The sequence below is a fragment of the Paraflavitalea devenefica genome (genome assembly GCF_011759375.1).
GTDB classification, from domain to species: domain Bacteria; phylum Bacteroidota; class Bacteroidia; order Chitinophagales; family Chitinophagaceae; genus Paraflavitalea; species Paraflavitalea devenefica.
Window position 1 is genome coordinate 356001 of the sequence record NZ_JAARML010000007.1, and the last position, 16556, is coordinate 372556.

The 16556-nt window shown below is 44.2% G+C and carries 11 protein-coding genes; 2 read left to right on the forward strand and 9 right to left on the reverse strand.

The genetic code is table 11. The annotated features are described in order from the left end of the window. Positions 1 to 112 precede the first annotated feature (112 nt). The 6 genes from HB364_RS32990 to HB364_RS30330 all read right to left on the reverse strand — a co-directional run bounded on the left by HB364_RS32990 (position 113) and on the right by HB364_RS30330 (position 11734). Entirely contained in the window at positions 113 to 2305 is a 2193-nt protein-coding gene (locus HB364_RS32990; RefSeq protein WP_208420149.1) for a glycoside hydrolase family 88 protein, read from the reverse strand. A 189-nt stretch (positions 2306 to 2494) separates the two neighbouring features. Further along, positions 2495 to 4030: a family 43 glycosylhydrolase gene (locus HB364_RS30310; protein WP_167292186.1), complete on the reverse strand. Its 1536-nt coding sequence runs from the start codon at positions 4028 to 4030 to the stop codon at positions 2495 to 2497. 36 nt (positions 4031 to 4066) lie between these two features. Then, positions 4067 to 5068: a DUF4973 domain-containing protein gene (locus tag HB364_RS30315; protein WP_167292187.1), complete on the reverse strand. Its 1002-nt coding sequence runs from the start codon at positions 5066 to 5068 to the stop codon at positions 4067 to 4069. 89 nt (positions 5069 to 5157) lie between these two features. Continuing rightward, positions 5158 to 7170, reverse strand: coding sequence for a RagB/SusD family nutrient uptake outer membrane protein (locus HB364_RS30320; RefSeq protein ID WP_167292188.1), 2013 nt, complete (start codon positions 7168 to 7170; stop codon positions 5158 to 5160). An 11-nt stretch (positions 7171 to 7181) separates the two neighbouring features. Further along, entirely contained in the window at positions 7182 to 10250 is a 3069-nt protein-coding gene (locus HB364_RS30325; RefSeq protein WP_167292189.1) for a SusC/RagA family TonB-linked outer membrane protein, read from the reverse strand. A 104-nt stretch (positions 10251 to 10354) separates the two neighbouring features. Beyond that, on the reverse strand, positions 10355 to 11734 hold the full coding sequence (locus HB364_RS30330; RefSeq protein ID WP_167292190.1) for an IPT/TIG domain-containing protein: 1380 nt from the start codon (positions 11732 to 11734) through the stop codon (positions 10355 to 10357). Positions 11735 to 12334: 600 nt separating this feature from the next. Here HB364_RS30330 and HB364_RS30335 point away from each other — a divergent pair. Next, positions 12335 to 13417, forward strand: a complete 1083-nt coding sequence (locus HB364_RS30335) for a hypothetical protein (protein WP_208420150.1) — start codon at positions 12335 to 12337, stop codon at positions 13415 to 13417. Positions 13418 to 13524: 107 nt separating this feature from the next. Here HB364_RS30335 and HB364_RS30340 read toward each other — a convergent pair whose 3' ends face one another. From HB364_RS30340 to HB364_RS30350, 3 genes are read right to left on the reverse strand one after another with little or no spacing between them, the layout of a single operon-like run. Then, entirely contained in the window at positions 13525 to 14016 is a 492-nt protein-coding gene (locus HB364_RS30340; protein ID WP_167292191.1) for a cupin domain-containing protein, read from the reverse strand. A 32-nt stretch (positions 14017 to 14048) separates the two neighbouring features. Further along, positions 14049 to 14798, reverse strand: coding sequence for a pirin family protein (locus tag HB364_RS30345; RefSeq protein WP_167292192.1), 750 nt, complete (start codon positions 14796 to 14798; stop codon positions 14049 to 14051). Between the two features lie 22 nt (positions 14799 to 14820). Beyond that, the gene (locus tag HB364_RS30350; protein WP_208420151.1) at positions 14821 to 15453 is read right to left on the reverse strand and encodes an isochorismatase family protein; all 633 of its coding nucleotides are present in this window, start codon (positions 15451 to 15453) and stop codon (positions 14821 to 14823) included. Positions 15454 to 15525: 72 nt separating this feature from the next. Here HB364_RS30350 and HB364_RS30355 point away from each other — a divergent pair, with 72 nt between their 5' ends. After that, positions 15526 to 15861 carry a winged helix-turn-helix transcriptional regulator gene (locus HB364_RS30355; protein WP_167292193.1) on the forward strand — a complete coding sequence of 112 codons (336 nt, stop codon included), beginning with the start codon at positions 15526 to 15528 and terminating at the stop codon, positions 15859 to 15861. Positions 15862 to 16556: the final 695 nt, after the last annotated feature.

Genomic DNA, 16556 nt, shown 5'->3' on the forward strand with positions numbered 1-16556 from the left:
TTTGCATCAGAAGGCGGGCTCTGCGAGACTTGCAGTCTCGCAGCCCTATTTCAGGGCCTTTGGCCCTATCAACAAGCCAGCGGCAAAAAGCAGGCAGTGTATATCAGCGTTACTAGCGCAATTTAATTACCTCAGAACCCGCCAGCAGGAAAGCTCCTGCTCCATACACTTCATAACTTTCGGCATTGAAATTCCTTCTGGGATCGGCGCCGATGGGTTGTACCCACCCTACCCGTCCTTCCGGCGATACCAGCGTATTCAGGCCCTGCCAGGCCTTGCGTACTACCGGGCCGTATTTTTCTTTGTCCAACAGCCCCTTGTTAACACCCCAGGCCAGGGCGTAACAATAAAATCCGGTACCACTGCCTTCGCCACCCGGATAGGAAGCCGGGTCCAGCAGAGACGCCCGCCATAATCCATCGGCTTGTTGCAGGGTCACTATTTTTTCCGACATCTCTTTATACAACTGTTCATAAAATGAACGGGCAGGATAATTGGCCGGCAGCTCTTCCAGGATGCGTACCAGGCCGCCCATTACCCAGCCATTGCCTCTTGACCAGAATACAGGCTGGCCATTCGCTTCCCTTTTACCTTCTCCGCTGGCATTGATCAGGTAGCTGGCATCACGGGCAAACAGGTGTTGTTCCTTGTTATACAGCAGGTCATAAGTTTGTTTGAACAGCGAATCATTCAAAGCAAAATAAGAAGGGTCTTGTAAGGTAACGCCCAGCTTCACAATAGTAGGCGGTCCCATAAACAGCGCATCGCACCACCACCACATCAACCCTTTTTTTGATTCAGGTCCGGGTACGGTACGAAGCTTTTGAACAGTATCAACAGTTGCCTTGATCATTGAAGGGTCGCTTTTGAGGCGGTACAGATCGATATAAGTTTGAGAAATGGCTATATCATCGGCATGGTCATAACGGCGACCTGGCTGCCAGGACGTACGTTGCCCCAGCGCCATCAATGAATCGAGGATCTTTCGTGAGCCGGTGGTTTTATAAGCTGCCACCACGCCAGCATAAAACGCCCCATTGGTCCAATCCGTCGGTGCATGCTTCGGATGGTTCAGTTGCCAGTCAGTCACCCGCTGCAGGGTCTTTTTAATGTAGCGCCGGTTAAAGACATGGGCAGCCTTTACCTTCATCCGGCTGGCGGAGGTTCCGGAAGGCATCGGCTGTGGTTGGGTAGTAGGCCCTTCCACCACCAGCCGCCCGTTTTGCAAGATCTTCATCCGGTCAATAAACACAACCCGCTTATCACCCGTTGCCGACGTGCGGCCATGATACACACAAAACATTTCCTTTCCATCCGGTGAGTACGCAATACTATTATGACCCGTGCCGGTTACCACCCCACCCCGCTCCACATTTTTTTCCAGCACAGGATTGTTGGCTGCCTTGGTAAAAGGGCCTAGTGGACTGCTGGAAGTCGCATACCCTACTGCATAATTTTTCCCTCCAAAATAGTTGGCAGAATACATCATATAATAAGTATTCTCTTTCCTAAACGTAACAGACCCTTCCGTCCACCGGCGGTTCACTTCTTTTGAGGTGACCGACCGGCTTTCCCAGGCGGACTGTTGATCATTCATACTTACCGGCGGACGCAACAACAGCACCGGCTCACCAATCACACCACTGAAATCCGGCTTTAGTTCAACCCCATATACCCAGCTTTCCTCGATTTCCTTATACCAGCCTTGATTGATGGCCCAGGTGGCCACTTCACTTGCTACCGGATGCTTGTAACAGCAACGCGAATAATAGAGATAGACCCTGCCGTCGTTATCGAAAAATACATTGGCGTCGATGATGGGATAGCCCGGGTCAAACACCGGTCTGTTGGCCAGGTCGATGAACGGACCGGTAGGTTTATCGGCCACTGCCACACCAATGCGAAAATTCTCCAGTTCGTTGGTAGGATTTTCTTTCCATTGCGCACTGTAGAACATATAAAACTTACCATTCACGGCGTACACTTCGGGCGCCCAGTAAGCGCCATCCCAGGCAGCCTTCGGATCGCTCCAGCCGTTCTTATTATCGTGAAAATATACCTGACCTTCATTTTTCCAGTTCACCAGGTCCGTGGAAGAATAAGCGGCAAAACCTTTATTGGCCCCGGCGCCGGTACCATACATATAATACTTGTCGCCCTTCACTTGCAGTACATACGGATCGCCAAAGTCGACGGACAGCGGATTGGTGAAGGTAGGCTGCTCCTGCCCTTTTTCATTTTGGGCTTGGGTGGCGGCAGGCTGCAGGATGGCAATGGACAGGCAGAAAACAATCAGTTTCTTCATTTCGGGAGTATTAAGCTGGATAAAGCGGCCAAATATAATTGTTTCCAGGTGAAACCAAGGGCGCCGTCGTTTTTTGTTGAGCAAGCATAATTCCGTTCTGGTAATAAAAAATGCCCAGGTCGTTAGACCAGGGCACAATGGCTTTGGGTTGGCGGAGAAAGAACTACCATTCAGCTTAATAAGTGAACGCTAATCTTTAAACCTGAAGATAGACACTTCTGCTAAACCCGGCTGCTTTTGGGTATCGTGGCCAGATCTAGGAACCAGTTTAAAATAACGGAACTGTTTGCGTTGCGGCAGATCAATGAATTGGCGGAGCAGGTTAATATCATTAAGTTTAAATATACCGATGCTTTCCCAGGTATCGTTATCATTGCTAATCAGTATTTCCAGCTCTTTTATCTTACGATCGCCATCCTTCTGCGAAATAATAAATCCGTCTGCTGTAGCCGTTGCTTCCATGTCAACTGTTACCCAGTGATTGGGGTAATCCGTTGCATCAGTAGAGTAGCGTGTTATCCAAATTGTAGTCAGATTTCCATCAATAATGGCAGAAGCCAGGCGACCGGTTGAAGCCTCCTCTGAACTAAAGCCGGCAATTGACCATTTAGCTTTAGAATGGATATAACGCCATGGTTCACCGGATGGGCGTATTTGAGGAGTAGAGGTGATTGATGGAAGACCAAAATTAGGAGACCCGTCCGGATTCCATGTAAAGCGTTGTATGTGGGGACTACGGGCAGCACTGCCACTATTAGCAACAGACCGGGCATGGTAGATAATCCAGTCTTCTTTGCCATCTGGTGATTTAAAGAAGCCATTATGCCCGGGACCGAAAATGCTGCTTTCCGGTCTCATTGAAAAAACCGGGTGATTCTTTTTTGTCCAATCATCCGGATCCATTGGATCGCCACCTTCCTTCAACGCGAGTTGTCCCAAACAATAACCATCCACCCAGTAACCACTTCCTGAATAGATGACAAAGACGCGCCCCTGCGGATTGATAAGTACCTGCGGCCCTTCGTTGATAGGGTTGCCATTTTTTTCCCAGGCATAATTGGGCGTTGCAATCATTACCTTTTCGCCGGAAATTGTCCAGGGATTGCTCATTTTAGCTATATAGATATTCTGTGGAGGTGCGCCTGCATTACCTCCTGACCATATCATGTACATCTGGCCATTATACTGAAGTATAGTTCCATCTATCGCCCACTGATCAGTAGGGTCAGATACCTTACCCTTCATCTCCCAGGTACCTTCTACAGGTGTAAGGGAACTATTTTCCACTACATACATGCGGTGGTTGGCATTACTGCCATCATCTGCGGCAAAATAAAAATACCATTTGCCATTGATCTCATGCAGTTCGGGCGCCCATAAATTTTTTGAATAAGGTTGGCCTGCAATTGGCGTCCACACATCATACCTGCGCGCGGAGGCAAGCTCTGATAAGTTTTTGGTCTCCAATATCACTAACTTACTACCCTGCGTATAGGTGTAATAATAAATCCCGTTTTTCTGGATCACCCAGGGATCAGGACCTCCCGTCATAATGGGATTGGAAAACAAGCTATCATGAGTAAAGTCTGACCACTCTCCTTTTGGCGTTTCAGGCTCCGAGGGCTTTTCTGGTATTGGGTCGTAATAACGTGCTTTTGTTTTTTGGCAGGCGCCGGATAGTAATACGCCACCGAGTATACCTATTGTTATAATTAATCTTTTCATTTGCAAATGTTTATTGATACTATTTTAATTATGACCTTACCATTCAATAGCCTGATCCTCATCCGGTATCAATATGTTTCGCTGCCGCTCCATGGTCATAGTACCTTCCGCTCTGTACCTTACCGGTGTACCTGGCATGGTGGTAATATCATCATATTTATACCGCAGGTTTACCGTACAATATTGTTTTACCAAATATTTCTTAGTGGGATCTACAGTCTGCGTGATCTTATAGCTGGGCTGGCCAAGCATTTCAAAATGGATGGCATCGTTGGTCGCATAAACATTTAATGCCCCTACTAAATCGCCGTTGCCTTCTTTAACAGGCTCTAAAAACTCCATTACTATTTTATACTCGCCCCGGGATTCAGATCTTTCCTCGGTTACACCAGCGTAAAAAAATACCGATTTTTCATCTACCACCCATGCCGTTCTGGTGCTCGATACAAGAGGGTTCGTAGTCTGACCGTCCAAATACGCGTTCATGGAGGTAGCCGAATAATTGCCTGAATAATCATTAAAGGGTATCACGTTCAGTAAAGCTTTCCGCCAGCCCTTACGGGTATTGGTGATATAAGACGGATCTTCTTTGATGGTAAGTGGCAGCACATAACGTTCCACCAGGTCTAAGTTGTCAAATTTAAACTTTACCGGGTAGTTTTGAGTATTTGATCCCCTGGGAATAAAACAGGTTGGTGAAGGCAATTCAAAAAACTGGGCGGGCAGTTGTTTAAAATACAGATCGGTGCGGTACTGGTATTTTTCTTTGTTAAAAATATTGAGCGTATCATTATCCACCTCTATTTTAACATACTTATCCGTTTGATTTGGTTGAGACCCACTTACGATGAGGGGTAGATTGTACACCACCTCACCATTTTTGTTATACCTCAGGTATACCGGGGAAACACCTTCGCTGTTCAGCTTGGTTTTAAAGGAAACCATCTGTATATAAAGCTCATCCTCCCACTCAGCAGTACAGGCGCTGAACAGAAAGCCCAACGCGGCTATCATGATATATTTGTGTAAACTTTTCATTCGTAAGTTTTTTATATTTTCCAATGGTTTGATGCCCGTTTGACCATACGGACAGGGATCTTTTATAGCAAGATCAAACAGTTTTTTAATCAATCGAATGAAGGCCAGCCCGGCGACTGGTTCAGGCGCTTGTTTTTCTTCAGCTCATCCCAATCAATAGGCCAGAAGTACATTTTCCTGGAAAAAGTAGTTTGTAATAGCGGCACGCGTATCGGCGTGTAAAACAGGGAGGCCTGATCCTTGGTCATAAAAGTATTAAAGCCGTATATCTGCTCTGCTTCATCCACCGGCGCATCTTTCCAGCGACGCAGGTCGTAGTAGCGCTGGTTTTCGCCCAGAAACTCTACCTGCCGTTCGTGTTTTATTTTTTTACGCAGTTCCTCTTTACTGCCATATATGGATAGATCGAGGTCTGGTATGCCCCCCCGGATGCGTACTTGTCCAAGCGCTTTTTTCATTTCGTCTATATTCCTGGATACTGCATTGGCAGCACCACCATCCCATGAAGGAATAGTGTAAGTACCGCTCAGTTCATTAAGCGATTCGGCATACATAAGCAGGATATCTGCGTAACGTATTGCAATATCCACTTTGGGAAAGATCTTACCACCATTACCGCTATTATTGTCTTTGGGGTTAACGAATTTCATCACGCCAATGCCGGTGGGCAGCCAGGTATCTCCGTTTATATAACCATTAAATTCCCCACGGTAATAAAAGATCTGCTGGTTAGTAACGGTGGGCAGATTATTAACCGCGCTGGACATGGTCCAAAGTGCGCCACTATAAGCCACCGAAGCATAAAAACGTGGTTCCCGGTGGGCAAATTCTTTCCATACATTGGCCAACAATGGTTTAAAGTCATTTACCTCACTGGCCTGCACAAACATATTACCGCTGTATTTATTGCGTACAGTTTGCCTGTCAAAAGGCGTTCCATCGTCCATGCAGTAGGCATCACATTGTTTCAGTGTAAGGCCATGAGAATTGTAACCACCGCCGGTTTTGGGCATCTGAAGTCTTGCTAACGCCATAACACCACCCTCTGAATTTATCTGGTTGTCACCCCTGGTAAATATCATTTCGGGGTTTTCGGAAGCGTACAGTTCTCCATTAAACACTGACCTGTAAGATTCGAAAGGGTCGATATCGGCCCAGCCATCGGGAAAATTCCTCACAGAATATTCAGCATGATACGGAGGGGTAATGGTAGCTGGATAATCCGTAGTTCCCCTTGTCTTAAATGCAGTTGTGTAGAGCTTGTACGTGCCAAGGTCTATAACATCCTTGCAGGCGGCTGCCGCCCTGGCCCATTTTTCTTCGTTGTATTGCAGAGAGATCAATGGTTGTCCCTCATCATTGGTAAAATCAGCCATATCCGGGTTGCCATTTGCCAGTGGACTGGCGGCGAAGAGCAACGCTTTGGCACGGGTAGCCAATGCCGCGCCGCGTGTGGGGCGGGCAAGATTACGATTGTCCCACTTCAGGGGAAGGTCCTTCGCTGCAAGCGCCATCTCTTCGGCTATAAAACTGGCCACTTCATCATAAGTGTTGCGAGCGTAAGAGAGGTTGTCATAGCTGTCATCATAGTTTACACCTTTAGCTGGCATAATGGGCACCGGGCCATACTTGCGCAATAGCAACCAATACAGGTAAGCGCGAACAAACCGAGCCTGCGCTTTATAACCTGCCACCTGGCTTTCGGTGAATGTGCTGCCATCCGACATACTGTTAAGCATTACCGATGCCTGGCGGATGCCCCCATAGGATTGAGACCAGGACTGAACCCAGGTATGGTCGTATTCTCCGAATTTGAACTTCCGGTACTTTTCTCCATTGCCCCCCGACGATTCGTTAAAGTACATATCATCCGAATAATTGGTAAGGTTGTTACCGGTATTCCCCATTTCAAGGTTGTTGTTCAACAACGCGTTATATGCACTGGCGAGCCACTGCTCAGTATAGTCTTTGCTTTTGAAGATACGCTCCTCGCTCTGCCGGTCATCAAAGTAATGCTCTACACTGAGATACTTACGGCAGGATCCCAAACATGCTATAACACCTGTTAATAACACGCCTATTATAATTTGTTTTTTCTTCATAGCCTTTTGTATTACAGGTTTACGGTTAAGCCAAGTGTGAATGATTTAGCCAGCGGATAAGCCTGGCCATTTGTGCTATTCATTTCAGGATCCCACATCTTGAATTTGGAGAAAGTAAGCAGGTTGGTGCCCAGGAAGTAAACGCGCATTGTTTTTACACCTATCCTGTTTGTAATAGCTTTAGGGAAAGTGTATCCGGCATCCACCGTTTTTAACCGGATATAAGAACTTTCACGTAACCAGTAGGTAGATGCCCGGTAATTGTTGGCGCTTCCATTATAGCTTAGCCTGGGATAAGCGGCGTTGGGATCTTCGTTCTCGCCCAGGATCCAGCGGCCGGCTTCAACCACATCAGCAAGGATATTACCCCAATCGCCCTGGCTAAAGGGATAAACCGTGAACCCGTTTATAAAAAAAGAAGACTTCCCGGCTCCCTGAAATAATACACTGGCATCAAAACCTTTCCAGTTGGCAGACAGACCAAAACCGTACACGAGATTAGGATAACGGGTGGCGCCTACAGCCACAATATCATTGTCATTAATGGTTCCATCGCCATTAATGTCCTTATATTTAATATCGCCCGGTGCTACCCTTCCAAAATTTTGGGTAGGGTTGTTGCGGATATCTTCATAGCTTTCAAATAGCCCTAATGCAACGAGGCCTTTGTTTTGATTTACCCTAAAACCTGCACGGGTTGTATATGGATAGTTACTGTACTGTTCATCGGCTTCCAGTATTTTGTTTCGACTATAGGTCATTGTGCCACGCACGGTAAAGTTTAGTTTGTTGATCTGCTGAGAAAATTTCAGTTGTCCATCAAAGCCACTGGATACGGTAGAACCAACGTTGGCCCGGGGATCCTGCCCTCTTAACCCTACAATGTCCGGGATGTATTGCCTTTCCATATAAATGCCGTCGCGCTGCTCATGAAAATAATCGAGCGCACCGCCGAACTTATCTCCGAAAAAGGAAAAATCCAGGCCAAGATCGTGCTTGGTAGACACCTCCCATGTGATGGTATTGGAGGCTATTCTTGAGTAGGTTAGCCCTGGATAGCTATTTTTACTTTCGAGATCGCCCCAGTTGTAACCTGCATCAGCATTTGTGCTAAAAGATGCCAGGTAAGGGAACCGTACAGGCATATAATCGTTCCCCACTTTCCCATAGGAATAGCGGATCTTGAACATGTCCATCCACTTGACGTTTTTCTGTATAAATTCTTCTTCGGCTACGTTCCAGGCGCCGGAAACAGCAGGGAACAGTCCGAACTGATGCCCGGTAGCAAAGTTTTCCGAACCGTTGTAACCAAAGTTTACATCAAAGAAATAACGCGACCGGTAACCATAGGTAAAACGGCCCGCCACACGCTGATTGCGGCGCTCTATGCCCTGCATAAGATCTTCGGCATAATTGGAAGTATTCACCTTTTTTTCCTGGGTATATTGAAGTATTCCTCCAAAAGTGTGGCTTTGAATGGTTTTGGTATAGTGCAACTCTCCCTGTATGGTTTCTGACCTGTCGCCAGATGCATCGGAGCGCTGGGTTAGTAGCTGCTCAGTAATGGTTCTTTTTAACCGCAAATCCCCGTTAGACTCACGCTGCCGTTCTGCGATCCATCCTTCGGGCCATTTCATGCGGCGTATATAGTTGTTATTATTGTTATCGTAACCAAAGCGTCCTACAAAACGCAAGCCGGGCGTAATAAATTTCAGGTTTTGCTCTACGGTAACGTTTGTTTGAATTTTGTTTTGCCAGTTTTCAATATAGCCCTGCTGGGTAATCAACACCCATGGATTTTGCTTTTCCGCACCTCCCCTTGAGGCCACCTGGCCGGTAGAATACTTTATGGGGATCGAAATGGGGTTTTGTCCCATGAGGGATGCCCATATCTCGTCATAAGTACCACCCGGCAGGTTTTGCTTACCTAAACTACCACTTACGCCCACCCTTACCAAAGTGGTTGCAGTAAGATTCATATCTATATTAGCGCGGTAGTTCCAGCGTTTATAGTTGGCATTGGTATTGTAGCCTTTCAGGTTTTCGCCGGTTTCGTACATGCCGCCCTCGTTGATATAGCTGCCGGATACAAAATAGCGCGCCAGGGCGCCGCCGCCGTCGAAATTGAGTGAGGCACGCTGCGTAAAAGCACCGGGTTTCAGGAACATGTCCATCCAGCTAATGTCCGGGAAAAGGTCAGGATCCAATTGGTTCCTGATAAGAGCCAGGTCTTCTACAGAATAAAACGGCTCCTCGTTCCTGGTAATGCGCGCTTCGTTCATCAAACTGGCATAGGTGTACCCATCAACAAACTTAGGGGTAAACGTTCGGGTATTGTAAGATCCCTCGTACTTACCATTGATGCTTACCTTGTCCATTTTACCTCTTTTTGTGGTAATCAACACTACCCCGTTTGCCCCCCGGGAGCCGTATATGGCCGTGGTAGAAGCATCCTTAAGAACGGTAAACGTTTCAATATCTTCAATATTTATCTCGTTAAGGCTTCTTTCAAAACCATCTACCAGTACAAGCGCTGATGTACCAGCTCCAAACGTGGATATACCCCGTATCCAGAATTCGGAGGAGTTGCTGCCTGGTTGCCCGCTGCCCTGCATAGCCAGCACCCCTGAGACGTTTCCTGCCAGCGCATTGGTAATACTGGAAGTGGATGTCTTAAGAGTGGAGACATCGACCGTTGTGATAGCGCCGGTTACGGTTGCTTTTTTCTGACGGCCCAATGCCGTTACAATTATTTCATCCATAGCTTTTTTGTCCGATGACCTAAGCGTTACATTTATTTTCAACGCATCTTTTATCAGGATCTCCTGCTGTGCAAAGCCTACATGCGAAAAAACAAGCCACTGGTATTTATTGGCTTTTATGGTGTATTGTCCTTTTTCGTTAGTGCTTATACCTAACCCGGGCTGATCTTTGATGGTAATGGTTACGCCCGGCATCGGTTCTTTCTGCTCATTCAGGACCGTACCGGTAACTGTAACGGCTATCTGGGCTGTGTCCTGCGCATAGGTGCGGGTAACAGTACCCACAATCGCTATTAATATGTAAAAAACTTTTCTCATCAATATATATTCAGTAACGGCCTGGTTGCGTCTCACTATTACAGTATAGTGCTTAACGCAACAAAGCAATTGGTTAACAATAAAAGGTGGTAAACATGGTACTTTTATTCTACTGTGATGGTACGAATGCGTTTATTGTCGCGCTCCGCGATGTAGAAGATTTTCCGCTCTGCGTCATAGTCTATACCGGAGGGGTCGGAAAAACGGGCTTCCTTCCTTGGATCACCGTCAATATAACCTTTTACACTTCCGTCAGGCGTGGGACTGCCTTTACCAGCAAAAGTGGTGACCACCCCGGTTGGCGATAATATGCGAATACTTTGGTTAGTTTGGTCACAAAAATAATAGTCGTATTCATCTGCCTGCCCGGCATAAGCAGGATTCTTTACAAAGACCCCCTGGTAAGCCTTGCGGATCCGGGCCGAAGTACCTATGGCATCCACATCGCCCGCAGTAGTGCTTCCTGCAAAGAGAATAGGAGGTTCCAGCTCCCGCGTGCCCCAGTTGTAGATGCTCTTATAGATGCGGGTAGGTAACACGATATAGGCATAGTTGCCGGTGGGATGGAAAAAGATAAGTGAATTGCTATTGGTGCTCCCCCCTACCAGGAACAGCAGTTTGGGATTAAGATCTCCTGTGACCGGATCCGGGACGGCTTTCTTGATACCTATTCCCTGATAACCATTGTAGAACATTTCATTGGTTACAGGATGCGGAGCAGTGGCAAAGCAGGCGGGATCATAAATGTAAGGATGTACACGACGATAGTTTTCCGAACGCAGTGTATAGGCTACTGCTACCTTGTTTCTGGAGGTGAGATTTCCGTTATCATCCCCCAGGAACAAAGTATCCTTATTGGAGCTGAGCGTGGTGGTCTGCATCTTGGTGAAGGAAGCCTGCCCATTTGTAACCAGTGTAGATACTGTTCGGGCGCTCAGATCTACCCACCTTACGGCCCGATCAAGCTCTGTTACAAACAATACATTGTTTGCTGGCTCGTAGGTTACCCAGGCTGGGTAGGAAAACCTGGCCTCTTCAAAGTTACCGTCCACGATGGAGGAGTTACCCAGCTCGTCCACATTACCCAGCAGCGTGCCCACGGTGGTACTATTGAGGTAAGTGAACTGATCGGTAAAGGTATGTTCCACTAAACCCGAACCTTCACCTATAACTACCCGTACTTTCCCGGTAACAGTTTGGCCAGGCACCCAACAATATATTTGTTTTCCATTGGAACCGACTACCTTAATCTCTTTGTCGCCAATATATACACGGATCATAGAGATATCTGTACCAAAATTATCTCCGTAAATGTACAGGCGTGTTCTAACTGCGCCTTTCCTGGGTGAGAAATCTGTAAAAAGGGTGGCTTTGGATGGGTCATGCCCGCCGCCTACAATTTCCTTGTCTTTACAAGAATAAAAAATACTCGTACAAAGCAGCAATAAAATAAATGCATAAGGTTTGGGAGGTTGCAATTTCATAATGGCGATGTCTTGGTTTATAAAGATCTTAAACAGGTGTACATCAAATAAAGGACAAAAGACTTTGCATCTCGCAGAAGATCCTGCTTTTATCCCGGTTCTTTTAGTACGCCATGCAATCGTTTAATACTTACAGTACGCAGGTCTCAATTTGATTCCAAAATAGTAGTCAAAGTGCAAAACTGTATTCAGTTGAAAATCAACATAACTTAACCGGACAACAATGCCGGCAAACCTCACGGTAGCTCAGCTCCTTTGAAACTATATTGCGCTTATTACAATGGCAAAGTACTTAATCTGAACCATGCATTTTGTTCAATGTTTTGTCTATTCGTTTCAATTTGTGAAACTTTATTTTGTGCAATTTTCATGTCTTATTATCTTATATGTCATCTGAACAATGTTGATGTCGGTCCACTGTGAGATTTTTTCATGCCCCCGTCTGACCAGCTTTGCGTATATTACTGCGAAGATGAAGACGGATACTTATTGCACCATTGTCTATACTTAAGCCATACCTTGTTTGCGACGTGGAAAATTCATGAAATGCAATAGTAGCGTATAATAGCTGAAATATATTATTGTAATACTATAACGAACATGTACTTCGCATTAAAAAAAATTAATTCCAGCAGGCTCCTCCTTTCAGCTTTGGTTCTTTGTATTTTATGTACACCTGTACAAGCACAGAAAAAAAATCGTAATGAGAGATATGTTGACGCCTATAAAAAATATTTAAACGCAGTTTGCCCGGTTGAAAAAGACAGTATTCAGCATTTTGTATATTTTGCCAAAGACAGGGAGTTAATACATGACCATCCTTTTCTTTCACATGCAATGTTTAAAGGGGCACAGATCATGTACGCATGGCGTGACTTTGAACCTAAGAAAGGAAAATATGATTTTTCCATTTTAAAACAAGACTACGAGTACCTCAGAAAGTATAATAAAAAACTATTCATACAGTTACAGGATGTAACCTTTAACCCCAAATACAAAGCCGTGCCTGATTATTTATTGACGGCCGAATATGACGGTGGCGCTGTATTGCAATACAACGACGATAACAGTCCGGGTGGATGGGTTGCAAAACGCTGGAATAAAAAAGTAAGGGAAAGATTTGCATTACTTCTTAAAGCGTTAGGACAAGAATTTGATGGTAAGCTAGAAGGTATTAATCTTCAGGAAACCTCAATCGGAGTAAAAGATTCAAGTTTTTCCCAACTGAATTATTTTAACGGACTAAAAGAGAATATGCTTGCCTTAAAAAAGGCGTTCCCCACATCAACTACTATGATATACGCCAATTTCATCCCGGGTGAATGGTTACCTTGGGATGACAAAGGTTATCTCCGTGGCATTTATCAATACGGTGAGAAAATTGGCGTTGGGCTTGGTGGACCAGATTTAATGGTAACAAGAAAACCTCAACTGAACCACACCCTTGCCATGATGCATGAAGGACATTATACAGTGCCTCTTGGTATTGCCGTACAAGACGGCAATTACATTGGCGAGACAGGCGACATAGATGAAGAAACAAAGAAAAAGCCACATACAAACATTGTTCCGCTGTTGCATGACTTTGCCAAAGACTTTCTGAAGATAAATTATATGTTTTGGGCAAATCAGGAGCCCTATTTTAAAACAGATGTATTGAGTTGTTTCAACAACGACAAATAAAAATACTGCATACAACAACTTGATCTTTTTTGAGAAAGCCCGAAAAAAAATAAAGGCAACCAATACAATAGCAGCCCAATATCGGCAGGCAATCCTGTTCATCTGCTTCACGCAAAAAAATCTTGTGCATAGGTTGTTAAACCATATCTTCTATCTACTTCCTGAAGGAGTGTTACATGTTCTGGAGTATTTTCGGGAATAGGAAGAAATTCCCCATATTCGGCTGCTGTTCCTAACGCCCTAAATACATTTTCTAATCCAGCCGGTATTACAGTACATAAAAGTTTAGCAAGTTTATTGGATGTGTTTTTAAAACAATGAATATCTCCTTCAAAAGGAATATTAATAAAGCCGCCTTCATTTACAATTTGCTTGCCCGCCTCTGTTTTAAATTCAAGTTCACCTTCTATAAGGAAAAATAACTCTTGTGTACCCGGGTGCGAATGTGGAAGGGGACCTCCACCGGGCGGTACAAGCATTTCAATCACCGCATAATTACCATTCGTTTCTTCTCCCGAAATAATAATACGATAATTACCTCCTGCAACACCGAGGATCTCTCCCTCAGCATTGCCTTTCATTGTTATATTTTCTCTCATGTAACAATGTCATTTTTTGAATTTGAATATATTCAGTTCCCTCTCAAGCCGCTATACATTCCATTTCTTGTATAACGTGCATCCTTGTCTATCACGAAACAAACAACTGTGCTTTTTACATCAACCTGCAGCAGCATATTTTCATCGTCTGCTATGATGCTGTCTCCTTTTTCCAAGGCTGTCTGAGGAATATTTATTGCACCATCAAATACATAAATGAAATAGACAGTATTTTGAAAATAAGGTCTGGGTAAACTTGCTGTAGTTTTTTCTAATTCCATATCATACACCAGGATATTGCTTTTTATTTCAAGTGGCGCTTTGCTGCTTTTTAACCCAGCCACTAACCGCCAATGATTAGGAACCAATTCTCCGGCATTGGCAAATTGAACTTGTGGCGGATCATCCTCGTTTTCGGGACGTATAAAAATTTGCAGTAACCGTACATCTTCTTTATACTTGTCGGCAGGAATACTTTCTTCGTGATAAATACCACTTCCTGCATTCATCATCATTATGTTTTGTGGCGTTACAGCAACTTCTTTGCCTGTACTATCTCTATGCAGCATCGTTCCCAAACGCATCAAAGTTAGTATTTCATCGTTTTTGTGAGGATGCATTCCAATGAAAGCTCCTGGCTTTAGATGGGCATCATCAAACCTCCCCAAATTATAAAAACCCGGATCGCCGTTCTCCCTATTTTTTCCTGGAATAACGATTTCGATATTGAAATTTCCGTGTCCTGCCTTATGTCTTTCAGATGCTTTATTAATAACTAACATAATAGTAAGATTTTGAAATGCTTCAAGCCATTGAGGGCAACACATCTTTAAATAAAATACCTAATAATTCTCCGCCTTCAGGTCTTGCCCAATCCTGTGCAATCTCTGCCATTAGCGTATTAGTAGCTGTTAAAACCGCACCTGCCTTTGCCATTCTTTGCTGGCTTAAATCTTCACTCTGGTTAAATGGAGAACCCGATGCGTCCATCACTGCTTGTACATTAAAGCCTTCTTCCACTGCACTAATAGCCGGGAAAACCAAACAAACATCAGTGGTTACACCTGCCATAATCAGGTTTTTCTTTCCTGTGGCAAGTACGGCTTCATGGAAACCTTTGTGTTCCCAACAATTAACGGTGCCTTCTCTTTTAATTCTCTTTTCAAAAGCATCGGGTAAAATTGCTGCCAATTCGGGCAACAAAGGGCCTTGTGCTGCGTACTCCTGGCTGCTGGTAAGAACAACAGGAATGTTCAATACTTTTGCCATTTTTGCCAATGCCAATGTTTTTCTTTCCGCTTCTTCCAAAGGGATATTCTTAATCAGTTTCATCGTACCAACCTGGTGGTCGATGAGTAATAATGCCGTGTTTTCGGCGGTAAATTTTGCTGTGTTCATTTTTTTATTATTTTTAAATTGAATGATAAAACGTTCCACAAAGTTATTTTACCTTTACTATACATTTTATAACAATAGCCTTTAATACCCTTACTATAAAAAAGTATAGCAATGGCCAAAAACGATAACTTCATAGAAATTCAACCCGTTTCAGATGCACTGGAAATTATCGGGGGCAAATGGAAGTTTCCCATTATTTTCAGTTTATGCCACGGCAAAAAAAGATATAAAGAATTAGAGAAAGATTTGAATGGCATATCGCCTAAAGCATTAACCAATGCATTAAAAGACCTTGAAATAAATGGGTTGGTTAAACGGGAAATTTTTGCAACTGTTCCTGTAACAGTTGAATATAGCCTGACACAATATGGCAAAGATTTAAAACCCGTTTTGTTATCTATACAGGAATGGGGCAAAAAGCACAGAAAGAAAATTATGCAAAAATAATCCCCTTATACCCGCGGCAACTATTTTACAGCACTTTTCATGGTTTTATAGTCCTTTTAAGACACGAATAATCATTTTACCGTACAGGTTAATAATTTTACCGTTAATTACGGTATGGCTATAAAACCAGCTGGATGTCAATGGCTAAAAGAGCAGCATGGCCTATTAGGCTATTTACTGACCCACTGCTCATAAATGCGAAAGATGAATGGTTAAGTGATGAAGACAGAAATAATTACAGATTATTTGTCCCCTTCAGCGGGCTGTAGGTTACAACTTTCGAACCGATTTGGGGTAGAGCTTAATAAGATTGTAGATTTTTACAATAGGTATTTGATGTAGTTTCAAATGACAAAGTAAAAAAGACATATGTTTCGGTGATGGGGATTGAGTTAGAACAAAGGCACTATGGAAAAACTGGAAGCCTAACTTGTATTTTATAAAAGTTTACGATATAAGTGAAATTTATTCTAATTTAGTAATAAATTTACTTTATACGTGAAACTCATTGAAAGACCCATTTATACTCAAAGAATTGTTCCTTTTATCAATAAGCAGGTCATCAAAGTGTAGATTCTTGCGCATGTTGACCCAGGGCTCCTGTTTATGTTGACCCACTATTCTTGCATGTTGACCCACCCTTTAGAGCGCGGGTTTAATCACAAATTCCTGCATGTTAACCCACACGTAGAAAT